General features: G+C 66.8%; 20 protein-coding genes and 3 tRNA genes. 12 read left to right on the forward strand and 11 right to left on the reverse strand.

From position 1 onward, the window contains the following. Positions 1-14 precede the first annotated feature (14 nt). From MWN34_RS16970 to MWN34_RS16990, 5 genes are all read right to left on the reverse strand, one after another. Complete coding sequence (locus MWN34_RS16970) at positions 15-818, reverse strand: ABC transporter permease (RefSeq protein ID WP_247030493.1); 804 nt, start codon at positions 816-818, stop codon at positions 15-17. Beyond that, positions 815-1,852, reverse strand: coding sequence for an ABC transporter permease (locus tag MWN34_RS16975; protein WP_247030494.1), 1,038 nt, complete (start codon positions 1,850-1,852; stop codon positions 815-817). Before MWN34_RS16975 ends, MWN34_RS16970 begins: the two co-directional genes overlap by 4 nt. Further along, positions 1,845-2,921 (reverse strand): ABC transporter ATP-binding protein, encoded by a 1,077-nt coding sequence (locus tag MWN34_RS16980; protein WP_247030495.1) that lies wholly within the window; start codon positions 2,919-2,921, stop codon positions 1,845-1,847. Before MWN34_RS16980 ends, MWN34_RS16975 begins: the two co-directional genes overlap by 8 nt. Positions 2,922-3,089: 168 nt before the next feature. Next, the gene (locus MWN34_RS16985) at positions 3,090-4,214 is read right to left on the reverse strand and encodes an extracellular solute-binding protein (protein ID WP_247030496.1); all 1,125 of its coding nucleotides are present in this window, start codon (positions 4,212-4,214) and stop codon (positions 3,090-3,092) included. Positions 4,215-4,383: 169 nt separating this feature from the next. Beyond that, complete coding sequence (locus tag MWN34_RS16990) at positions 4,384-5,325, reverse strand: lytic transglycosylase domain-containing protein (RefSeq protein WP_247030497.1); 942 nt, start codon at positions 5,323-5,325, stop codon at positions 4,384-4,386. Between the two features lie 388 nt (positions 5,326-5,713). Between MWN34_RS16990 and MWN34_RS16995 the strand changes: the two genes are divergently transcribed. Both MWN34_RS16995 and MWN34_RS17000 read left to right on the forward strand, forming a co-directional pair. After that, the gene (locus tag MWN34_RS16995) at positions 5,714-6,451 is read left to right on the forward strand and encodes a TerC family protein (RefSeq protein ID WP_247030498.1); all 738 of its coding nucleotides are present in this window, start codon (positions 5,714-5,716) and stop codon (positions 6,449-6,451) included. A 143-nt stretch (positions 6,452-6,594) separates the two neighbouring features. Next, on the forward strand, positions 6,595-7,287 hold the full coding sequence (locus MWN34_RS17000; protein ID WP_247030499.1) for a sulfite oxidase-like oxidoreductase: 693 nt from the start codon (positions 6,595-6,597) through the stop codon (positions 7,285-7,287). Positions 7,288-7,759: 472 nt separating this feature from the next. Here MWN34_RS17000 and MWN34_RS17005 read toward each other — a convergent pair whose 3' ends face one another. Beyond that, positions 7,760-9,313 (reverse strand): hypothetical protein, encoded by a 1,554-nt coding sequence (locus MWN34_RS17005; protein WP_247030500.1) that lies wholly within the window; start codon positions 9,311-9,313, stop codon positions 7,760-7,762. A 408-nt stretch (positions 9,314-9,721) separates the two neighbouring features. On the opposite strand from MWN34_RS17005, the gene MWN34_RS17010 reads away from it, so the two are divergent. The 3 genes from MWN34_RS17010 to MWN34_RS17020 are packed head-to-tail and all read left to right on the forward strand — an operon-like array spanning position 9,722 to position 12,731. Continuing rightward, positions 9,722-10,981, forward strand: a complete 1,260-nt coding sequence (locus tag MWN34_RS17010) for a quaternary amine ABC transporter ATP-binding protein (RefSeq protein ID WP_247030501.1) — start codon at positions 9,722-9,724, stop codon at positions 10,979-10,981. A 10-nt stretch (positions 10,982-10,991) separates the two neighbouring features. After that, positions 10,992-11,846: an ABC transporter permease gene (locus MWN34_RS17015; RefSeq protein ID WP_247030502.1), complete on the forward strand. Its 855-nt coding sequence runs from the start codon at positions 10,992-10,994 to the stop codon at positions 11,844-11,846. A 21-nt stretch (positions 11,847-11,867) separates the two neighbouring features. Continuing rightward, on the forward strand, positions 11,868-12,731 hold the full coding sequence (locus MWN34_RS17020; RefSeq protein WP_247030503.1) for a glycine betaine ABC transporter substrate-binding protein: 864 nt from the start codon (positions 11,868-11,870) through the stop codon (positions 12,729-12,731). A 296-nt stretch (positions 12,732-13,027) separates the two neighbouring features. Here MWN34_RS17020 and MWN34_RS19660 read toward each other — a convergent pair whose 3' ends face one another. From MWN34_RS19660 to MWN34_RS17030, 3 genes are all read right to left on the reverse strand, one after another. Continuing rightward, positions 13,028-13,153 carry a hypothetical protein gene (locus MWN34_RS19660; protein WP_281503065.1) on the reverse strand — a complete coding sequence of 42 codons (126 nt, stop codon included), beginning with the start codon at positions 13,151-13,153 and terminating at the stop codon, positions 13,028-13,030. After that, positions 13,150-13,374 (reverse strand): amino acid transporter, encoded by a 225-nt coding sequence (locus MWN34_RS17025; protein WP_247030504.1) that lies wholly within the window; start codon positions 13,372-13,374, stop codon positions 13,150-13,152. Before MWN34_RS17025 ends, MWN34_RS19660 begins: the two co-directional genes overlap by 4 nt. A 94-nt stretch (positions 13,375-13,468) precedes the next feature. Further along, positions 13,469-13,543, reverse strand: a tRNA-Thr gene (locus tag MWN34_RS17030). A gap of 403 nt (positions 13,544-13,946) precedes the next feature. On the opposite strand from MWN34_RS17030, the gene MWN34_RS17035 reads away from it, so the two are divergent. The 3 genes from MWN34_RS17035 to MWN34_RS17045 all read left to right on the forward strand — a co-directional run bounded on the left by MWN34_RS17035 (position 13,947) and on the right by MWN34_RS17045 (position 15,469). Further along, positions 13,947-14,363, forward strand: a complete 417-nt coding sequence (locus tag MWN34_RS17035; protein WP_247030505.1) for a cysteine rich repeat-containing protein — start codon at positions 13,947-13,949, stop codon at positions 14,361-14,363. A gap of 10 nt (positions 14,364-14,373) precedes the next feature. Continuing rightward, a complete protein-coding gene (locus MWN34_RS17040; protein ID WP_247030506.1) occupies positions 14,374-14,988 on the forward strand; it encodes an OmpA family protein in 615 nt (204 codons plus the stop codon). Between the two features lie 139 nt (positions 14,989-15,127). Next, the gene (locus MWN34_RS17045) at positions 15,128-15,469 is read left to right on the forward strand and encodes a RidA family protein (protein ID WP_247030507.1); all 342 of its coding nucleotides are present in this window, start codon (positions 15,128-15,130) and stop codon (positions 15,467-15,469) included. A gap of 74 nt (positions 15,470-15,543) precedes the next feature. On the opposite strand, the gene MWN34_RS17050 is transcribed toward MWN34_RS17045, so the two are convergent. Then, positions 15,544-17,208, reverse strand: a complete 1,665-nt coding sequence (locus tag MWN34_RS17050; RefSeq protein ID WP_247030508.1) for an MFS transporter — start codon at positions 17,206-17,208, stop codon at positions 15,544-15,546. A gap of 375 nt (positions 17,209-17,583) precedes the next feature. Then, complete coding sequence (locus MWN34_RS17055) at positions 17,584-18,471, reverse strand: TrmH family RNA methyltransferase (RefSeq protein ID WP_247030509.1); 888 nt, start codon at positions 18,469-18,471, stop codon at positions 17,584-17,586. Between the two features lie 281 nt (positions 18,472-18,752). Here MWN34_RS17055 and MWN34_RS17060 point away from each other — a divergent pair. From MWN34_RS17060 to MWN34_RS17075, 4 genes are all read left to right on the forward strand, one after another. Continuing rightward, positions 18,753-18,837, forward strand: a tRNA-Tyr gene (locus MWN34_RS17060). Between the two features lie 31 nt (positions 18,838-18,868). Continuing rightward, positions 18,869-18,942 (forward strand) — tRNA-Gly (locus MWN34_RS17065). Positions 18,943-19,194: 252 nt separating this feature from the next. Next, the gene (locus MWN34_RS17070; protein WP_247030510.1) at positions 19,195-20,382 is read left to right on the forward strand and encodes an acyltransferase family protein; all 1,188 of its coding nucleotides are present in this window, start codon (positions 19,195-19,197) and stop codon (positions 20,380-20,382) included. Between the two features lie 234 nt (positions 20,383-20,616). Further along, on the forward strand, positions 20,617-20,870 hold a 254-nt coding region (locus tag MWN34_RS17075), incomplete at its 3' end, for a GTP-binding protein (RefSeq protein ID WP_247030511.1).

Genomic DNA, 20,870 nt, shown 5'->3' on the forward strand with positions numbered 1-20,870 from the left:
GAGAGGCTCGGCGCTCAGGCCTGCTTTTTCCGGCTGTTCAGCAGAACATAGGTGACAGCGGCTGCGACCGTGAGGGCGACGAAGATGACACCCACAACATTGATGACAGGTGACAGTCCGAAGCGCAGCCGCGAGGCGATCTCGGTGACGAGCGTCCATTCGCCGCCAATGGCGAAGACCGTGGTGTTGTAGTTCTCGAAGGACTGGAGGAACGCCACCACAGCCGCGGTGAAGGCAGTGGGCGCGAGGAAAGGCAAGGTGATGCGGCGGAACACCATGAAGTGGCCGGCGCCGAGATCAAGCGCGGCTTCTTCCTGCGTCCGGTCCTGCCGCTGGAGGCGGGCGAGGAAAAGCAGCATCGCATAGGAGGCGATGAAGCTCGATTGCGCCATCACCGCCACGAACAGCCCGCCCGGCACGCCGAAGCGGCGCCAGAAGATGAGGCTGGAAATGCCGAGGATGATGCCCGGCGTCAGCACCGGCGACACCAGCACGGAATAGAGCGCGGTTCCTGTCTTCGCCTGCAGCCGGGTCAGGATGAGCGCTCCGCACAGCCCGGCCGGGATCGACACCACGATCACACCGAGCGCTACGAGCAGCGAGTTCCACAGTCCCTGCAGCAGCCGCTGGTCATGGGCGAGCGCCACGAACCATTTCAGCGTGAATCCCTGCCACTGGGTGACCGAGGGATAGTCATACGCGTTGAAGGCCGCTGCCGACATGACCGCGAGCGGCAGGAAGAGATAGAGCACGAACAGCCCGACATAGATGTTGAGCACGAGCTGCGCGCCGCGGCTTTCGGTCGAGGCGGCACTCATTTCGCGATGTCCCGCAGGCCGACGCCGAAGAGGCGCATCATGAGGAGGATGAAGAGGGTGCAGACCACCAGAAGCGACACCGCATAGGCGGACCCCATATTCCAGTTGTTGCTCTCGTAGAACTGCCGGTAGACGAGCTGGCTGAACCAGTCGCCGCCCTGGCCGCGGGTCATGATCTGCGGCACCGAATAGGAGCCGGCGGAGAGCATGAACGTCATGATGCAGCCGACCGCGATTCCCGGTTTGGCATGGGGGATGATGACGCGGCGATGGATGCGCCAGCTCGTCGCGCCGAGATCGCGGGCCGCCTCGATCTGGTTGCGGTCCAGCGTCTCCAGCGTGTTCACCATCGGGAACACCATGAAGAGCACATAGGTGTAGATCATCGCGACGAAGACGGCGGACGGGTTCTCGAGGAAGGGAATCCAGCCGCGATTGTCGAGATCGACGACACCGAGCCAGCCCAGCACGCCGTTGATGACGCCGCGATAGTCGAGGATCATCAGCCACGCATAGACCCGCAGCAATTCGTTGATCGCATAGGGCACGATGAGCGCGACCGTGAGTACGACGGTCTTGCGCGGACCGCTCGCCAGCGCGACCGCATAGGCCAGCGGGTAGCAGACGACGAGGGCGAGCAGCGTCACCAAGAGCGCATAGAAGATGGTGCGCACGAAGATGTAGATGTGCAGCTCGCTCATTCGGGTGAAATTGGCGAGGCCATAGATCTTGCGCGGATTCTTCTCGCTCGCCTCCAGCTCGGTCGCCTGCGCCTGCTTGGCGACGATCTCGGCGTCGAGCGCGGCCTGCTTTTCGGTGTCGGTCGCGCTGTCGCGGTCGAGCTGCAGGGTTGCGATGTCGTTGTAGAGCCGGTCGATGGTGAGCGAGGTTTCGCCCGCCGATTCCTTCCACCACAGCGATTGTTCCACCATCGCGCCGAGCGGCACGACGATCAGCGCCAGGATCCAGAGCACCGTGATGCCGATGATTAGCGCGGCCAGCGGGCGGCCATAGGCGCGGGCGAGGCTACCCATTGGCGAGCGGCCCTTCCGGATAGACCATGGCGTCGCTGCGTCCGAAGCTGAGCGTCATCTCTTCCGGCAGGTCGCGCGCGGCAGGTCCGTTCGGCACCACGGCGAGGATGCGGCGCTCCTTGGCCTCGAAGACGAGGTTGACGCTGGCGCCTTCCAGATGGCGTTCGGCGAGGCGGGCGGGAAAGCTGTTCTCGCGCCTTCCGTCGAGGGCGAGCCGTTCCGGGCGTACCATCACCAGCACCGGAGCGCCGGGTGCCAGCGCGCCCTTGGGCCGACCGGACACCTTGCCGACCGGGGTTTCGACCACGGCCTCATTGGCGTTCGCCGACACCACGGTTCCGGGGAACACGTTCTGCTCGCCGACGAAAGTGGAGACAAAGGGTGTCGCGGGGTCGGCATAGATCGAATCCGCGCTAGCGACCTGTTCGATCCGTCCCCGGCTCATCACCGCGACGCGGTCAGACATGGTGAGCGCTTCGCCCTGGTCGTGGGTGATGTAGATGAAGGTGATGCCGACGCGCTTCTGAATAGCGCGCAGCTCCGCGCGCATGTGCTGGCGCAGCTTCAGGTCGAGCGCCGAGAGCGGCTCGTCAAGCAGCAGCACGGAGGGCTCGACCGCCAGCGCACGGGCGATCGCGACACGCTGGCGTTGGCCGCCGGAAAGGTCGGAGGGCATCTTGCCGCCATAACCCTCCAGCGCCACGAGGGCGAGCAGTTCCTCCGCCCTGGCGAGCCGCTGACGCTTGCGAACGCCGCGCGCTTCCAGGCCGAAGGCGACATTCTCGGCGACGCTCATGAGCGGGAAAAGCGCGAGATTCTGGAAGATCAGCGCGGTGGGACGCTCGTTCGGACCCTTGCCGGCCATATCCTCGCCGCCGATCAGCACCCGTCCGTCGGATGGCTCGATGAAGCCGGAGATGGTGCGCAGCAGGGTGGTCTTCCCGCAACCGGACGGGCCGAGGATGGAGAAGAACTCGCCCGCCTCGATCGCGAGGTCGGTGGGTTGCACGGCCGTAGTGCCGCCGAAGCGGATGGCGACCTTGTCGAGCCTGACGTCCTTGCCGCGCATGAAGGTGAGATCCTGAAAGGTGCAGCGGCGCCATGGGCCGACGCGGCCACGCTGTCGCGTCAGGGATCCCGTCTTCGGCGCATCGCGGGATGCGCCGAAGACGGGCGATGGCGGCCCGCAATGGGCCGGAACGTCAGGGGCGGCGGGGCACGGACCCCGCCTTCATCGTCAGGCGTTTGTCAGCTTCTCGACATATTCGCCGCGGAGCTTGGCATAGAAGTCGGTCTGCATCGGCCACCAGAACAGGTTGTCGATGGTGCCGGCCGGATAGGCCGCCTCGAAGGCGGTGCGGGCCTCGTCGGAGAGATACTTCTCGGCGCCGTTCGCGCAGGTGTTGTAGCCCGTTGTGTTGGCGAACTTCGCACCGTTCGGCGCCTCGTAGAGGAAGTTCATCAGCGCATAGGCCTGCTCGACATTCTCGGCGCCCGAGGGGATGCCGAAGGTGTCGGTCCAGGCAAGGCCGCCTTCCTTGGGCATGCCGTAGGACCACTTCTTGTCGGTCTTCCGGTTCAGCAGGATGCCGGTGGTGTCCCAGGTCTGGCCGATGGTGCAGCCGGCGTCGGTGAAGGCGGCGGTCGCCTCGGTGGCGTTGTTCCAGAAGGCGCCGATATTGCCCTTGTGAGCGGTGATGAACTTCAGGCAACCATCGAAGACGCGGCGGGCATCGGCTTCCGACTTGTAGAGGTCGAGGCCGCGATTGGACTTCAGCTCGCCGGTCGAGTCGAGATAAAGCGCCACGCCGTTGAAGACCGACTTCTGGCGGATCGCGGTCTGCTTGTCATGGCCGGGGAGCCAGAGGTCGCCATAGGAAATCTCGCCCGACTTCTTGTCGAACTTGGTCGAATCCCAGGTGATGCCTTCGGTGCCCCAGTCGAACGGCACCAGATAACGCTTGCCGCGATGGGCGGCGCCGAGGGTCAGCGAGTTGCGATAGATCGAGGGCACCACCTGCGCGACCTTGAACTTCTTCTCGTCGATGGCCTGCAGCAGGTTGTCCTTGTAGTAGTTCGGGCCGGTGTCCACGGAGGGGAAGATCACGTCGAAACCCTTGCCGCCGGCGGCGCGCAGCTTGTTCTCGGCTTCCTCGTTGGAGCCGTAGGTCGACAGGTTCACCTTCACGCCGGACGCGTTGGTGAAGTCGGCGAGCAGGGTGTTCTTGTCGAAATAGTCGCCCCAGGCATAGACATTGACCGAGCCGGACGAGGCGAGGGCGTCGTGCGCGCGGAGCACCGCCGGGGCGGCGAGAGCGAAGGCGCCGGCCTTCATGACGTCACGGCGGGAAAAGCGGGTCATCTTGAGCCTCCCAAACATCTTTGTCCGCCCCTCCGGGGACGGCGCGCGTCCGCTCTATTCGGGGGCTGTGTATGGACGATGACACGGCTTGCGCGCCAGAGACAGCCGGCGTCGCTTGTCTTCTGCGATTCCGTCGCATGTCTTCAACAACATGACGGGTCCACGTGCCTCAGCTCGGCAACACGATGCAGGCGGCGCCGGCGGCGTGAAGTCTGGCGCAAAGCTGGTTCGCGTCTGCGCGCGTCGGACTGCCGATCCGCACGCGGTAATAGATTCGGCTGCCCCGCGAGCGCAGGCGCTGGCCGATGACCATGGGCTCCGTGCCTTCCAGCACGGCGGAATAGCGCTTTCGCGTGCGCTGATAGGCGGCGAGCGCACGGGCCTTCGAGAAGTTTCCGGAGAGCTGCACGCCCCATGGAGCGGTGATGGTGGCGATCTCCACCGCAAGCTCCCCACCACCCTTGCGCAGCTCGGCGGTGATGGCGAGGCAGCCCTTCTGGGGGGCCTCGGGCGCGGTGGCCGGTCGGTCCGATGAGGTGGACGATGAGTCCGATGAGGCCGACGCGGGAGCGTCCGTCCTCGCCTTGCGCTGGTCCGCCCAGTCCTGGGCCTCCCGCCCGGTTACGGCGACGACATAGGCTTCCGTCTCGAAGGGAAGGCCGCCGGTTCCGCCGAGCCATTTCTCCACCCGCGCCGGCCCCGCATTATAGGCCGCCGCCGCCAGCCCGAGATTTCCGAATCGTGCCTTCAGCTCGGCGAGGAAGCGGGCGGAGGCGGGCAGGGCGCTTTCCGGGTCGAACGGATCCTCGAGCCCGCGCTCATTGGCGGTGCCGGGCATGAACTGGGCGATGCCCTGCGCGCCCTTCGGGCTCACCACATCGGTGCGGAACGCGCTTTCGCGCCAGATCAGCCGGGTGAAGAGGTCGACAGGCAGGTCGTTTTCGCGCGCGGCGTTCTCGGTCAGCCGGCACAATGCCTGCACCACGGTCTCGTCGCTCGCGGTCGGGTGCTCGGCGGGGGTCAGGTCCGGCTCGGCGCGGGCGGGCGACGCCGGCAGCAGGAGCGCACATGCGGCGAGGCGGGCGATGCGGAGGGCGGGGTGTGTGGGCATGCGCAACCGGACGGTGTCTACGAACCGCGAGCATAGAGCGTTTTTGCGCACGGGACTCGCCTGCCTTGTCACGGCCCACCCTTGTCGCTGCCGTTCCGGCACGCTACATAGAGATACCCGATCCGGGCCCCTCTGACGCGAGCCGCGCCGGCGTTCGCGTGATGTCGGATCCTTTCCGATGTCATGCGCCGGCAGAAAAGGCTGCTTCGTGTCCACCCGTCCGACCGTCTTTCCGGGCTCCCTGCGTGCCCCGGCCCTGACTCATGACCCCTTTCTGCGGTTCGCACCGCGCGCGGCGACACCTTTGCATGCGCGTGCAGCGGCTGCGCATCGCCCGGTCGCGCCGCGTCCCGTCCTGCCTGCCACCATCACCCCGGCGGAGTGATCGATGGATTACCTTCTTCAGCTTGCCGCAGACCCCACGGCCTGGGCTGCGCTCGTCACGCTCGTCGCCATGGAAGTGGTGCTGGGCATCGACAACCTGCTCTTCATCTCGATCCTGACCAACAAGCTGCCGGAGCACATGCGCTCGAAGGCGCGGCGCATCGGCATCAGCCTCGCGCTCATCATGCGCCTCGGCCTGCTGTCGACGGTGGCCTTCATCGTGCAGCTCACCGAACCGGTGATCGAGCTGTTCGACCATCCCTTCTCGTGGCGCGACTTCATCCTGATCGCCGGCGGCCTGTTCCTGGTCTGGAAGGCGACGAAGGAAATCCACCACACCATGCAGCCGCATGAGGAGGCGGAGGCGAGCGCCGGGCAGGTGATGACGATCGGCTACACCTCGGCGATCGTGCAGATCCTGCTGCTGGACATCGTGTTCTCGATCGACAGCATCGTGACCGCGGTGGGCATGACCGACCACATCCCGATCATGGTGGTGGCGGTCGTGATCGCGGTGCTCACCATGCTGCTCGCGGCCAATCCGCTCGGCAACTTCATCGGACGCAACCCCAGCATCGTGATGCTGGCGCTCGGCTTCCTGCTGCTGATCGGCACCACGCTGATCGCGGAAGGCTTCGGGGCCCATGTGCCCAAGGGCTATATCTACACCGCCATGGCCTTCTCCGCCGCGGTGGAGGCGTTGAACATGGTGCAGCGCAAGCGCTCCGGCCCCACGCACTGACGACCTCGGCCGCTTGACGAACAGGACGGCGCCGCTCCGGGAACGGGGTGGCGCCGTCCGCGTTTCGGGCGGTGTGGATCGCGGTTTCCGGCACCATATCTGCATGATCCGCGACAGGCCCCCATGCGATGCAGGAGCCCCCGATGGCCGACCGTTCCGATCCGCCCGATTCCGTTGCCGGCGCCGCGCCGCCGGACAGCAAGCTGACCGCAACCAAGCAGCGCTGGGCGCGCGAGGGCAAATTCCTTACCGGGCGCGTCACGCGGCCAGAGGCGGAACGGCTGCCGCCCGGCCAGCATCTGGTGCGCGACTGGCCGGTACTCGACCTTGGCCTGCAGCCGCAGATCGCTCCCGCGCAATGGCGACTGGACGTCACCGGCCTCGTCGAGAACCCGGTCTCGTGGAGCTGGCGCGATTTCCTCGACCAGCGGCAGAGCCGTATGGTGACGGACATCCACTGTGTCACCACCTGGTCGCTCTACGACAATGACTGGGAGGGGGTGGCGGTGCGCGACCTGCTCGACATCGTGGGGCCGAAACCGCAGGCCAGCCACGTGACGCTTTCTTCCTATGACGGCTACACCACCAATGTCGCGCTGGAGGATTTCGCGGCCGAGGACGCGCTTTTGGTCCATGCCTGGCAGGGCACGCCCCTGACCCGCGAGCATGGCGGGCCGGTGCGGGTGGTGATTCCGCACCTGTATTTCTGGAAGAGCGCGAAGTGGGTGAAGCAGATCGACTTCATGGCCGCCGACCGTCGCGGTTTCTGGGAGATGCGGGGCTACCACAACCACGCCGATCCGTGGCGCGAGGAACGCTATTCCGACGACGGGTGAAGGGGGGCGGGCGGCAGGAGCGCCGGACGGGCGAAGCTCAGGCAGCAGCGGATCGGCTCACGACACCAGGGGCGGCAGGGCTGCCGATTGGGGCTGATGGCCCATGAGGCTCGGAGCCTTCCTTGCCGGCGAGCGTCGCGCGGGCGCCCGCACCGATGCGGCGGGCGTGCGGCCGCGGGAGGCGAATGATGTGAGGGCAAAGCCGCGTGCGGTGCGTGGCGGCGATCTCTTCGATGTGCCACGGGCCTGCGCCGCTCCGTCGGCCGATCGCGGGATGCGGAGGCGGTGAGGCTCGCGGCTCCGTTCGTGCCGACGTGACGACCGACCTCTTTCGCTTGGCGCGCCAGGGGCCATTTCCGCGAAAATGGATCGACCTTTGCAGGAATAAAATGCTCCAGCCCTTTAAATATGAAGCACTCTTGAGATCATGCGCGTGCGCAGGTCAGGCGGGTTCGCCCGATTGCAAAATGCCTCAGGTGGCCTGCCGGCCCTTGCCCGCGCGAGTAGACATGCCGGCCTCGCTGCTGAGGTCCGACGCCCGGATCGGCTCGTCATGGGCGTAACCATTCGCCCGATATCCGTTTGCGGCATAGCCGTTCACGGGCCGTGCGGCGTGCTCGCGCTCCTCGGCGCGCTGGCGCTCCAGCTCGCGGCGAATGCGCTCGCGGCGGCCGAGTTCGAGCTGCAGGGGTGCGAGGTTGCGCTGGGCGGCGAGCACGTTCTCCCGCTCGCGGGCGACGGTGACATGCCGGCCCAGAGCCTGGCGCACCACCTGCGGCAGCTCGATGCGCAGGGTGAGGCTTTCCGCAGCGGCACCATACCCGGTGTCCTCCATCGACCAGCCATGGCTGGCGGCCGGGCGTGGCTCCCGCCCTCCGGGCGGAATGAGCTCATAGCCGGCGTCGCGATGCCGGCGAGGGCCCTCCGGCGCGCGCATCCGGTCCAGAGGCGGGTCGTTCGTGGCGGTGGGCATCTGTTCGTCCGCTTGCAGCGTGAAGCGCTGGCGTTCGGCGAGCGCGGTGACAAGCTCCTGTGCCAGCTCCTGCACCAGAAGCTCGGTCGCTTCCTGCTCGATGGCCTGCTGATCGTCGGCGTCGAGCATGCGGGTGGAGGCATGGTCCTGCGCATCGGGCGTGAAGCTGGTCTCGTCCTCCTCCGCGCGCCAGGCTTCGCCGGCCCGCCACGCATCGAGATCGGCGGAGTAGGCGAGGGCATGCAGCGCCGGGAGAGCCGCCTTGTGGGCGGAGGAGAGCGGCGCATAGAGCGGCGCAGGGTGGTCATGGCCGGCGACCGGCGTATCGACCACGTCCCATGCCTCGTCATCGGGTACCCAGTTTCCGGCGGGCAGCGCGTCCATGGCCGGAGGAACGGATTCCGCAGCGGGGGCCGCGGCGTTCGCCGCCGGCCGCTGCGCGCGGCGCTGGCCATTCAGCCCCGCTTCCGCATCCCGGCGATCGGGGGCGGCTGCCGGCGGCGCCGTGTGCGATCCGGTGCGGACAGCCTGTTCGCGCTGGGCGGCATCGGCCGCATGCGCGGGCGCGGATTGCTGGGCCATGTTGCGGTGGGAATGCGCGGGCCGGCCGGAATGCTGCGCGGCGGAACGGCGAGCGGCGGAATCGTGGGCGGACCCATAGCCAGCATGGGGATCGCCGGGCGCATCGGCCCCATGGCCGTAGGCGGGCGCGTCATAGGCTTTGGCAGCGGCGGCATGCGTGGCGGCGGGCGCGGAGGTGCCGGCGGGCTGCGGGCGTGCCGCGTGGGAGCCCGCGCTATCGGCGCGCGTCGCGGCACGGCGCTGCGAAACCAGCGGGAGCGCGTTCCCGGCGCCGTCCGCCTCGGCGGACGGACGTTCGCGCCGGCGGCGGGTGGCGGTCTCATATTCGCTGATCGCCCACATCGCGGAGCCGCCGAGGCCCGCGCCTGCGCACAGGTCCAGCACGCTCACGCCCGGCACCATGAACGCATAGGCGAGGCAGATGATCGACACGCCCGCTATGCTGAGCGGCATCTGCCAGTTCACCGTCATCCCGGCCCCTCCATCGCTGCCGGGAGCTTAGGCTGATTCGCGAGGTGCCGGCTCGAATAGCGGCACGCTAAACCCGCGTTTCAACACCCATTTTCGCCCCTTGTCCTGATCCTGCCAGACTCCTCGCCCGCAGGAAACGTGCAGAAGGTGCATTCGTTACATTTTCGTGTGCAGGCTGCAGGTATGCGACACAATGCAGCATCCTCGCGCATCGCGGCCATGGCGACCGGAGAGACGCATCGGAGTACCGCGTGCCGCTCCATCCATGCTGCGCTGCAGAAAAAACGGAAACCTGTCAATCGGTTGCGCGGGACGCCTCGGTGTCGCCTCGGTGGTGGCTGCCGTCGCATCCGTGCAAGTCCCTTCGCCGAGGCAGGTCGAAACTGTTCCAAAAAGAAGCGAGGGGAGATGATGACGCCAAACCAGATTCCACACCCGAACCCGGCGTCCGAGGCACGCATCCGCGTGCGCGGGCTCACAAAGGTCTTTGGCGAGCACCCCGAGCGCGGACTCGCCCTGCTGGCGCAGGGCAAGGGGCGCGCCGAGGTGCTGAAGGACACCGGCTGCGTGGTCGGGCTGCAGGACGTGTCGTTCGATGTCGCGCCCGGTGAGATCCTGGTGGTCATGGGGTTGTCGGGTTCCGGCAAGTCCACCTGCCTGCGCTGCATCAACCGCCTCGTCACACCGAGCGCGGGCGAGGTGGTGGTGGACGGAACCGACGTCACCCGCCTCTCGGAGCATGAATTGCTCGCGTTCCGCCGGAAGCATTTCGGCATGGTGTTCCAGCAATTCGCGCTTTTTCCGCACCGCACCATCCTGCGCAATGTCGAATACGGCCTGGAAATCCAGGGCGTCGCTCCCACCGAGCGCACCGAGCGCGCGATGACGGCCATCGAGCAGGTGGGGCTCAAGGGGTGGGACCAGCATCTGCCCTCGCAGCTTTCCGGCGGCATGCAGCAGCGTGCCGGCCTCGCCCGCGCGCTGGCCCTCGATCCCGACGTGCTGCTGATGGACGAAGCCTTCAGCGCGCTCGACCCGCTGATCCGCCGCGACATGCAGCAGGAGCTGGTGGCGCTGCAGAAGCGGGTGAAGAAAACCATCGTCTTCGTGTCCCACGACCTCGACGAGGCCATCGCGCTTGGCGGGCGGATCGTGCTGATGAAGGACGGTCGCGTGGTCCAGCAGGGGTCGGCGGCGGATTTCCTCGGCAACCCGGCGGACGACTATGTGCGCCGCTTCGTCGAGCACATCGACGTGCTGGGCGTGGTGACCGCCGGGGACGCGATGCGCGCTCCGGCCCTCGTCGCCCGCTGGGACATGCCGGCCGCGGAGGCGCTGTCCCGTCTCGATGCGGCCGGCGAGCCGGTCGCGACCGTGATCTGTGAGGAAGGCCGCTTCCAGGGCACCGTCGATGCGACGAGCCTGCGCGGGGCCGGCGGCACGGTGCTCAAGCTGCTCGCCGCCGACCGCCACGCCTTCGTCGCCGAGCGCGCCCCGCTCAACACGGCGGTGGTGGCACTCGCGGGCGGACGCGGGGAGATCGCGGTGGTGGGCGACGACGGCCATCTGCGCGGCATCATCACCAATGCCGATCTCGTCGCGGCCCTGGCACGGCGGCACCGCGCCACCCCGCCCGCCGGCGCTTCGCCCGCCCATCCCGTGCAGTGAGGGGCTGACGATGGCCTTCGAGATTCCGCAGATCCCGCTCGCCGACTGGTGCGACGCGGCGCTGGACTGGGCGACCGACCATTTCTCCGGGGTGACACGCGCCATCAGCGCGGTGATCGGCACCGGCATCGAGACCATAACCGACACGCTGGTGTCGCTGCCGCCCTGGGTGGTCATCGTCGCGGTGGCGCTGCTGGCGTGGCGGCTGACCACGGCGCGCATCGCGCTGCTCTCCGCGGTGGGCTTCGCCTTCCTGTGGAATGTCGGGCTGTGGATCCCCACCATGCAGTCGCTAGTGCTGGTGCTGGTCTCCACCGCCTTCGCGCTGATGATCGGCGTGCCCATCGGCATCACGGCGGCGCTAAGCCGCCGGTTCTGGCGGGTGGTGGGACCTCTGCTCGACATGATGCAGACCATGCCGAGCTTCGTCTATCTCATCCCCGCCATTCCGTTCTTCGGGCTGGGCGCGGTGTCGGCGTGCTTCGCCACCATCGTCTTCGCCATGCCGCCGACCATCCGGCTGACCGCGCTCGGCATCCTGCAGACCCCGCCGGAACTGGTGGAGGCCGCGGATGCCTTCGGTTCCTCGCGCTGGCAGAAGCTGTTCAAGGTTCAGCTGCCTCTCGCCATCCCGACCATCATGGCCGGCATCAACCAGACCATCATGCTCGCTCTGTCCATGGTCGTGATCGCCGCGATGATCGGCGCCGGCGGCCTGGGCGGCGAAGTGTGGAAGGCCATCCAGCGCCTGGAGGCGGGCGCGGGGTTCCAGGCCGGCATCGCCATCGTGGTGCTTGCCATCATCCTGGACCGCATCACGCAGCACGTCGCGCTGCGCATGCGGGTCGACAAGAAAAACGACTGAACAGAGGCTAAGGAAAACGCCATGACCACACGAAACCGCTCGCTGCTCAACCGTCTCCTCGGCCTCGCCGCTGCGGCGACGCTGGGCCTTGCCGCCGGCGCGGCCCATGCCGAGAAGAAGGACATCACCCTCGCTTATGTCGAGTGGTCCGACACCGTGGTCGCCACCAATGTGGCGAAGATCGCGCTGGAGGAGCAGGGCTACAAGGTGAAGACCGTGCCGCTCTCGGGCGCCGCCATGTGGCAGGCGGTGGCGAGCGGGGAGGCCGACGCCATGGTCGCCGGCTGGCTGCCCGCCACCCACGGCGCCTATTACGCCAAGCTGAAGGACAAGGTGGAGAATCTCGGCCCCAATCTCGAGGGCGCCAAGATCGGCTGGGCGGTGCCGACCTATGTCGACATCAATTCGATCGAGGACATCAAGGCCAAGGCCGCCGAGTTCGACGGCAAGGTCATCGGCATCGATCCGGGCGCCGGGCTGATGAAGGCTTCCGAGAAGGCGGTGAAGGAATACGGCCTGCCGGTGAAGCTGGTGGAAGGCTCGGACGCCACCATGGTGGCCGCGCTGAAGGATGCCTACACCAAGAAGCAGCCGATCATCGTGACCGCCTGGACCCCGCACTGGATGTTCGCGAGCTTCGACCTGAAATACCTCAAGGACCCCAAGGGCGTGTTCGGCGGCGAGGAGACGGTGAACACCATCGTGTCCAAGAAGCTGAAGGAAGAGGCCCCCGGCGCCTACAAGATCCTCGACAATTTCCGCATTTCGCTCGACGCCGAGCAGAAGATCATGGTGGAGAACGAGAAGCCCGGCGCCAGCCCCGCCGCCACCGCAAAGGCCTGGGTGGACGCCAACCGCGCCGAGGTCGATTCCTGGTCGAAGTGAGATCGGGGGCGGCCTGAGGCCGACATGCCGCCGGCCGAAGCCCGGTCGCCGGCAGCGACATGAAACGCCGGAGACGCAGCCGCGTCTCCGGCGTTTTCGTTTCGGCGTGTGAGAGCGCCTGTATCCGCGGTGGAGGACGCAGCGGTGCGGCCGCTTCCTGAAAGCACGCTAACTCATCGACCCGGTCGCATTTTCTTCACGCAAACCGGTATCCGCTTCGCTCGAAAATGCTCTGTCGGCCGAGGACAAGCGACGGCATGGCGAAAAGCGGAGAGTCCGGGCGCCGGCCCGGCAGGTCACTCCGCCGGGCCGGGATGGCGCGGGCCGGGGCTGTGCTGTCCGGTGGTGGCGAGAAGGACGGCCGCAATCGCCAGCGCGCCGGCGGGCGCGATCATCAGGAGCATGAAATTGGCGAGCGTCATGGCCGAAGCCTCCCGAGGACATACCTCGCTGCATAATGTAGGGCGCCGCTGGAGAGGATGCAAACCCCGGCGACGAGGCCGATGAAGGGCGTGCGGGTCGAGGCCGGCTCGTTCATCACCGAGATCACAGGCCCGACCGCGCCAACTGCGAAGAGGGCGATGGACAGGCCGTTGAGATAGAGCGCAGTCAGCTTGGTCCGTTCATTGTGGATCAGGCTCACGCGGCACCCTCACGTCACGGCGATACGCATTGCAGGAGAGGATGCCACATCCGGCCCGCCGCGTCGCGCTTTGAGGATGGAAGGGAGGAGGCGCTGGTGCCGGCTGAGGGGATCGAACCCCCGACCTTCGGTTTACAAAACCGCTGCACTACCGCTGTGCTAAGCCGGCGAGCCAGAAACGCCACGTCGGGTCAGAGGGTTGGCGGATGACCGGCTTGGCGGGGTGGTGTGCCTGTGCCGTGCTTCGTGGCCGCCTCTGCGCCGCGTTGGTGGGCGTTCTTCTCTTAATGCGCGTCCGGCGTCAACCCGTGCGATCGGGCGATGCCGTGCCCGCCCGGCTTTCTCGCCGGGGTGACAGCGCACTGTTTTCACCCCTGCGCGCCGCTGTGTCGCTTGGCGCTATCCGCGCGGTGCCCTTGTACCAAGGTGCAGGATGGATCGCGGCGGGATTCCGACCAAATTATGTCATTGATCGGGTGCAATGTCGGGGCGCAGTGTGTGTAGCAAGATGGAGTCCGCCTGCGCGGGAGAAGCCATCACAAGCGCCATGCCGGCGCACGGGGAGTGGGATGATGAGGGGACGGATCTGGCTGGCCGGGCTGTTGCTCGCCGGGCTGACGACGGGCGCAAGCGCCCAGACGATGAGTTATGCCGAGGCCGGCGCGCTGATCGCTAAGAGCTGTGGCAAGGCCATCACCACCTATTGCGGCAAGGTGAACATCGGCAGCGGCAAGGTGCTGGACTGCCTTGAGAAGAACAATGCCAAGGTGCCCCCGCAGTGCTTCACGGATCTGCGCGCGGCGATCGCCTCGATCGACAAGCGCAGTGTGGCGCGGCAGGACGCCTTCCGCCTGTGCAGGGCCGACGCTGCCCAGTTCTGCGGCAGCGTGCAGCCCGGCGACGCCAACCTGCTGGATTGCCTGCTCGCCTCCCGCAAGGTGGTGAACAAGGCGTGCCAGCAGGCGCTGCTCGACGCCGGCTGGCAGTGAGGGAACGATCATGGACACGAAGATCATGACCTCTCGCGCTCCGCGCACGCTCCGTCACGGCATGATGGCGCTGCTGCTCGCGGCCTGCGCCGCCTTCGCCGCGCCTTCCGCCCTGCAAGCGCAGGACGCGAACGACTACATCAAGGACCTGACCGCGCCCTCGCAGGACGAGCCCACGGTGACCGCGCTGGTGCTGCGCAAGATGGTCGAGCAGGCGGTAGCGCAGAACGCGCCGCTGGAACTGAACCGCGCCACCATTGCCGCCGAGCTCGACAAGCTGGCGCAGATCACGGTGCAGATCCAGTTCGCGCTCGATTCGGCGATCATCCGGCCGGAATCCTACGCGACCATCGGCGCGATCGCGGATGCGCTGCACCACCCGATCCTGTGGAAGTACCACTTCCTCATCACCGGAAACACCGACACCACCGGCAACCGGGCGCGCAACCTCGCGCTCAGCCAGCAGCGCGCGGATGCGGTCCGCGACGCGCTGGTCAATCTCTACGGCATTGACGGGCGCCGCCTGGAGGCGGTCGGGCTCGGACAGGAGGTGCTGCAGACGCCGAAGGACCCGAAGAACCCCATCAACCGGCGGGTGCAGCTCTTCAACATCGGCCTGGAGTGAGGCACGCCGCACGGCGTGTTTCCAGCGTCACCGATTTCCGGCTATAGCGACGGCCGGGCGCCCGAGCGGCGTCCGGCCGTTTGCATTCCGCGGCCAACATTCCGCAGCCCATATTCCGCAGCGAAGCGAGTTGATCCCCATGAGCATCCAGAGAATCGAGACCGGCGCGCGCATGAGCCAGGCCGTCGTCCACGGCTCCACCGCCTATCTCGCCGGCCAGGTCGCCAAGGGCGCGTCGGTCACCGAGCAGACCAGCGCGATTCTCGCCGAAATCGATCGCCTCCTCGCGGCGGTGGGTTCGGATAAGACCAAGCTGCTCTCCACGACGATCTACCTCTCCGACATGTCGACCTTCGCCGAGATGAACGCGGTGTGGGACGGTTGGGTCGCGGCCGGCCATACCCCGGCCCGCGCCACCGTCGAGGCCGCGCTCGCGACTCCGGAATTCAAGGTCGAGATCGTCGTCGTCGCGGCGATCTGATCCGCGCGGCCCGCACGAAAGCAAAACGGCCCCGCTCGCGCGGGGCCGTCTTCGTTCCGGGGGTGTCGAGGCGCTCAGTGCCAGTCCTCGATGTTCCGGTCCTTGGTCTCGGGCAGGAAGATGAGGCCGATCACCACGGTCATCAGCGCCACCACGATGGGATACCAGAGGCCGGAGAAGATGTTTCCGGAGGCCGCCACGATGGCGAAGGCGGTGGGCGGCAGGAAGCCGCCGAACCAGCCATTGCCGATGTGATAGGGCAGCGACATGCCGGTGTAGCGGATGCGGGTGGGGAAGAGTTCCACCAGCAGCGCGGCGATCGGGCCGTAGACCATGGTGACGTAGAGCACCAGCACGAAAAGCAGGCCGATCAGCGTCAGAGTGCGGCTATCGGTGAGCACGCCGCCAACGGAAGGCTGCTTGACGATCGAGGGATCGCCCGCCTTCGGATAACCCGCCGCCTGTGCCGCTGCGACGACGGCCGCACCGGTGTTGTCGGCGGTGGGCACGTCGGTGCCGTTCACCGCGACGGTGACCGGCGAGCCGGCCGGGCCCGGCTTCAGCTCATAGTGCATCGAATTGGTTGCCAGCGTGCGGCGGATCACGTCGCAGGGCCGGGTGAAGACGCGCACGCCCACCGGATCGAACAGCGTGCCGCATTCGGCCGGATCGGCGGTGATGTTGATCGTCACATTGGTCGTCGCTTCGATCAGCTTCGGGTTCGCGGTGCGGGCGATGAGCTCGAACAGCGGGAAATAGGTCGCAGCCGCGATGAGGCAGCCCGCGATCAGGATGGGCTTGCGGCCGATCTTGTCCGACAGCCAGCCGAAGAAGACGAAGAAGGGCGTGCCGATGAGCAGGCCGAAGGCGATGAGCAGATTCGCCGTCGTTCCGTCCACCTTCAGGGTCTGGGTGAGGAAGAACAGCGCGTAGAACTGGCCGCAATACCAGACCACGGCCTGGCCGGCGGTGCCGCCGAGGAGCGCGATCAGGGCGATCTTGGCGTTCTCCCAGCGGCCAAAGGCCTCGGTGAGCGGCGCCTTGGAGCGGGTGCCCTCCGCCTTCATCTTCTGGAAGGCGGGCGATTCGGAGAGCTGCAGGCGGATCCAGAGCGAGAAGCCGAGCAGCAGGATCGAGAGCAGGAACGGCACGCGCCAGCCCCACGCCGCGAACGATTCCGGGGACATCGACAGGCGCAGGCTCAGGATGACCAGCAGCGACAGGAAAAGGCCGACCGTCGCCGTGGTCTGGATCCACGAGGTGTAGAAGCCGCGCCGTCCATGGGGCGCGTGCTCGGCCACATAAGTCGCCGCGCCGCCATATTCGCCGCCGAGCGCGAGGCCCTGCGCCAGCCGGCAAATGATGAAAATGACCGGCGCCGCATAGCCGATGGAGGCGTAGCCGGGCAGAAGGCCGACCACGAAGGTCGAGATGCCCATCAGCGTCATGGTGACGAGGAAGGTGTATTTGCGGCCGATCAGGTCGCCGAGCCGTCCGAACACCAGCGCGCCGAAGGGACGAACCGCAAAGCCCGCGGCGAAGCCGAACAGCACGAAGATGAACTTCGCGGTGTCGTTGGTGCCGGGCACGAAGGTGGCGGCGATGTTGGCAGCCAGCGAGCCGGCCAGGTAGAAATCGTACCACTCGAATACGGTGCCCGCCGAGGAGGCGATGATGACCTTCCTCTCCTCGCGGGTCATGGGCGCGTAGCCGGCGGGCGTGCCGCTGGTGACGGTCATGAAAGCTTCCTTCCCCTCTGGGGCCGGCATGCCGATGCGGCGCGCAACCGGAAGCGGCGTCGGGCCGCTCGCGAGAGGTCGCACGCCAGCGCTGGCACGCCGGCCGATCACGATGTCGAGTTATGGGAAGCCGCGAAGGCTGCCCTCGGCTCAGTCCGTTCCTCCCGGAGGCACCCGTTGCGTCGTGGCTCGACGTCTTCAGGCAGGTGCTCCGGCCCTTGCGCCGGAATGACACGGATTCCGCACGCTTATGCCGGGAAGCTTGACGAAAAGCTTGACGGTTGACGATTGGTCATTGGTCGTAAATGCGCCGGCCTGTCAGGTGTTTGGCGCGTCTGCCGGCGGATCTTCTGTCGCTGCGGCAGTCTCTTCTGCTCACGTCGCAGGCTTGCCGATGGAACGGCGGGCAATATGCAGCGCAAGAACCGCGGCATTGGAGACATTCAGGCTCACGATCTCGCCCGGCAGGTCGATGCGCGCCAGCGTGTCGCAGGTCTGGCGGGTGAGCTGGCGCAGGCCCTTGCCCTCGGCGCCGAGCACGAGGGCGAGCGGAGCGCGCAGTTCCGTGTCGAGAAGGTCGGCCGGCCCCTCGCTGTCGAGCCCCACAACCTGAACGCCGAGTCCCTTCAGTTCCTCCAGCGCGCGGGCGAGATTCGGCACGAAGCAGAAGGGTACATGCTCCAGCCCGCCGCTCGCCGCCTTGGCCAGTACGCCGGTGGCCGACGGGCTGTGGCGCGCGGTGGTGATGATCGCGCCCACCCTCAGCGCCGCCGCCGAACGCACGATCGCGCCGACATTGTGCGGATCGGTGATCTGGTCGAGCACCAGCAGAAGGTCGCTCTGTGCGGCGTCCTTCAGCGAGGGCGAGGGCAGGGGGTCGCATTCCGCGAACAGGCCCTGATGCACGGCATCGGGCTCCAGCAGGCGGTCGATCTCTCCGGGGCGCACGATCTCCGGCTCCGGGCGGGCGATGATTCCCTCTTCCGCGAGCCGCTTGGCGGCATTCTCGGTGGCGAGCAGGCGGCGGATCTTCCGGCGCGGATTGCGCAGCGCCTCGATCACGCTGTGCATGCCGTAGAGGATGGCGACATCGCCGGGCCATTCGCCGAAGGGCCGCGCCGCAGGCCGCTCGCGCCCGCTACCGCCGCCTTTACCGCCGAAACCCTTGCTCCCGAAACCTTTGCCCTTGCTGAAGGCACGCGGCCGCTGGCCGTCGGGACCGGAACCGGAAGGACGTCGGGGAGGGGTGGGGCGCTCGCTCATGTGCGGTTCTTCTCATGGCGCGCGACGCATTGCAATTTGCCCTTGGCCGTTCCGCGTGCGCCGCGGACGGGAACGGCTTGCGGGGGCGGCTTGCGGAGGCGGCTTTTCCCCAGCCCGTCGGTTTCCGGCGGTGCCGGATGGCGGGGGCGGGGTTGACAGGGCATGGGCGCGTCATCATAACGCCGCCCCACGGATCCTTCGCGTCGGCAACAACCGGCGATGAGGGTTTCCGGGTCGAGGATGCCGGTTTCTATATGCCGGTTCGACTGACGTGCGTATCTGGGGGAGTGTCCCGAGCGGCAAAGGGGGCGGACTGTAAATCCGCTGGCTATGCCTTCGTAGGTTCGAGTCCTACCTCCCCCACCACGTCGCCCTCGGTTGCGTTGCGAACAGGGCTGCGGGTGTAGCTCAATGGTAGAGCAACAGCCTTCCAAGCTGATGACGAGGGTTCGATTCCCTTCACCCGCTCCATCGCCCACCGCGCAATGCGCCTCCTCAGTCGGGCTTTTCCTCAATCGTTCCGGGTTTCCGGAATTTCCGCGTTGCCATCGACGCGTCGCCGTCAATGTTGACTCGGCCGCGATCGCATGATTGAATTTCATTCAATTTTTGAAGCGATATTTAGATAGTTTTAGAGCGATGCGCGGTGGGTACGGCGATCGCCGGTTGCCGTACCCGCCGCATCTTGATGATTCTCGAGCTCGAACGCGGTCGGGGCACGGGATGGCAGGCGTGCGCGCAGCACGCGACACCCTGCAACTGCGATCCGGTTCTTCGCTGATCGTGGGGGCGATCGACATGAGCGAACGACTTGAGCGCCTGGACGGCTTGCGCGGCGTTGCTGCGGTCGTCGTGCTTTTCTCGCACATCGTATGGGCAACACTTCCGGCGTGGGTGGTCGGCACCGGCCTTTGGACCACGCTGGTCGCGACATCGCCGCTGGCGGACCTCTATGACGGCAAGCTGGCGGTTTCGATCTTCTTCGTCATGTCGGGCTTTGTCCTGGTCCGGGCCGGCGCATCGCACCGGGTCGGCCTCCCGGCCCTGGGGATGGGGCGGATCCTGCGCCTGAGCATACCCATTGCCGCAAGCATCGGTTTTGCTTTCCTGTGCTTTTCGATCGCCCCGCATGCGATCGACGGCCTGCGGGCCGCCATGCAGCAGAACGACTGGCTACAGACGTTCTACGATCCACCGGATCTCGGTCTCGAGGACGCGGCGGTGAGCGCTCTCGGCGGCGTGTACGACTACCGTTTTCCGTTGAATCCGGTCCTCTGGACGATGCGGATCGAACTCCTGGGCTCGCTGGTCATCTACGGTCTTTGCTATGTGCCCGGCCAGCGCTTCCGCCCGCTGATCCTCGCCGTCCTGCTGCCCGTCTCCTTCTTCATCGTGGACCGCAACTACACGTCTTTCCTGATAGGGGCGGCGATGTACGAGGCGTGGGTGCGCCGTCATTTTCTTGTACGATGGCTGGCGTGGCCGGCGCTTCTGCTGGGCCTGTGCGTCGCCAGCGCGCCGGCGCGCGATCTGCTGGGCGCGCAGAATGCCCGCATCCTGGCGGCCGGCCTCATCGTCTACGGCGTGCTCGCGGGGGCGGGAGGGCGGGCGTTCGGCAGTCGTTTCGGCGTCTTCCTCGGCCGCATCTCCTTCCCGCTCTATCTCACGCATTTCCCGCTGCTGTTCACGCTCGGCGCCGCCGCCTATGTCGCCGCCCCGCAGGGCCTCGGAGCGGCCGTGACCATCCTCACCGTGCTGCCGGCCTCGTTCCTTCTGGCCTTTCTCGGGGCGCAGTTCGTTGACGAGCCAGTGGTGAAGCTATCGCATCGGCTACGGGGGCATGCCGATGCGTGGTGGCGATGGGGATCGGACCGCGTGAAGCGCCGTCTTCCCGCAAGGACCGCTGCCTGAGGCCGCCATATCGACCCTTCGCACCACGGCGTGATGACGCATCGCCCGGGGGTATCTGGCTGACGGCCGGATGCCCGCAGGGGCGGTTTCGCGCATGCGGCAACGGGTCCAACTGTGGGCAGGGCTGGCGCCGCGTGACCTCGTCACCATCTGATGCTTGCGAAAAGCACTGAAACCGCCTATCCCACGCCCCGATTTTCGCGGCTCGCGAGTGTCGCTTGAAGGGAACGAGCTATGGCCAAAGAGAAATTCAACCGTTCGAAGCCGCACTGCAACATTGGCACGATTGGCCATGTTGACCATGGGAAGACGTCGCTGACGGCGGCGATCACGAAGGTCCTTGCGGAGACGGGCGGGGCGACGTTCACGGCGTACGACCAGATCGACAAGGCGCCGGAAGAGAAGGCGCGTGGGATCACGATCTCGACGGCGCATGTCGAGTATGAGACGAACAACCGTCACTACGCGCATGTGGACTGCCCCGGTCA

The organism is Ancylobacter crimeensis (genome assembly GCF_023016805.1).
GTDB lineage: Bacteria > Pseudomonadota > Alphaproteobacteria > Rhizobiales > Xanthobacteraceae > Ancylobacter > Ancylobacter crimeensis.

What these genes read in the sequence shown, in the direction of transcription:
- MWN34_RS16970 (WP_247030493.1), bottom strand. Translation starts at nt 818, where the DNA reads ATGAGTGCCGCCTCGACCGAAAGCCGCGGCGCGCAGCTCGTGCTCAAC.
- MWN34_RS16975 (WP_247030494.1), bottom strand. Translation starts at nt 1,852, where the DNA reads ATGGGTAGCCTCGCCCGCGCCTATGGCCGCCCGCTGGCCGCGCTAATC.
- MWN34_RS16980 (WP_247030495.1), bottom strand. Translation starts at nt 2,921, where the DNA reads ATGCGCGGCAAGGACGTCAGGCTCGACAAGGTCGCCATCCGCTTCGGC.
- MWN34_RS16985 (WP_247030496.1), bottom strand. Translation starts at nt 4,214, where the DNA reads ATGACCCGCTTTTCCCGCCGTGACGTCATGAAGGCCGGCGCCTTCGCT.
- MWN34_RS16990 (WP_247030497.1), bottom strand. Translation starts at nt 5,325, where the DNA reads ATGCCCACACACCCCGCCCTCCGCATCGCCCGCCTCGCCGCATGTGCG.
- MWN34_RS16995 (WP_247030498.1), top strand. Translation starts at nt 5,714, where the DNA reads ATGGATTACCTTCTTCAGCTTGCCGCAGACCCCACGGCCTGGGCTGCG.
- MWN34_RS17000 (WP_247030499.1), top strand. Translation starts at nt 6,595, where the DNA reads ATGGCCGACCGTTCCGATCCGCCCGATTCCGTTGCCGGCGCCGCGCCG.
- MWN34_RS17005 (WP_247030500.1), bottom strand. Translation starts at nt 9,313, where the DNA reads ATGACGGTGAACTGGCAGATGCCGCTCAGCATAGCGGGCGTGTCGATC.
- MWN34_RS17010 (WP_247030501.1), top strand. Translation starts at nt 9,722, where the DNA reads ATGATGACGCCAAACCAGATTCCACACCCGAACCCGGCGTCCGAGGCA.
- MWN34_RS17015 (WP_247030502.1), top strand. Translation starts at nt 10,992, where the DNA reads ATGGCCTTCGAGATTCCGCAGATCCCGCTCGCCGACTGGTGCGACGCG.
- MWN34_RS17020 (WP_247030503.1), top strand. Translation starts at nt 11,868, where the DNA reads ATGACCACACGAAACCGCTCGCTGCTCAACCGTCTCCTCGGCCTCGCC.
- MWN34_RS19660 (WP_281503065.1), bottom strand. Translation starts at nt 13,153, where the DNA reads ATGACGCTCGCCAATTTCATGCTCCTGATGATCGCGCCCGCCGGCGCG.
- MWN34_RS17035 (WP_247030505.1), top strand. Translation starts at nt 13,947, where the DNA reads ATGAGGGGACGGATCTGGCTGGCCGGGCTGTTGCTCGCCGGGCTGACG.
- MWN34_RS17040 (WP_247030506.1), top strand. Translation starts at nt 14,374, where the DNA reads ATGGACACGAAGATCATGACCTCTCGCGCTCCGCGCACGCTCCGTCAC.
- MWN34_RS17045 (WP_247030507.1), top strand. Translation starts at nt 15,128, where the DNA reads ATGAGCATCCAGAGAATCGAGACCGGCGCGCGCATGAGCCAGGCCGTC.
- MWN34_RS17050 (WP_247030508.1), bottom strand. Translation starts at nt 17,208, where the DNA reads ATGACCGTCACCAGCGGCACGCCCGCCGGCTACGCGCCCATGACCCGC.
- MWN34_RS17055 (WP_247030509.1), bottom strand. Translation starts at nt 18,471, where the DNA reads ATGAGCGAGCGCCCCACCCCTCCCCGACGTCCTTCCGGTTCCGGTCCC.
- MWN34_RS17070 (WP_247030510.1), top strand. Translation starts at nt 19,195, where the DNA reads ATGGCAGGCGTGCGCGCAGCACGCGACACCCTGCAACTGCGATCCGGT.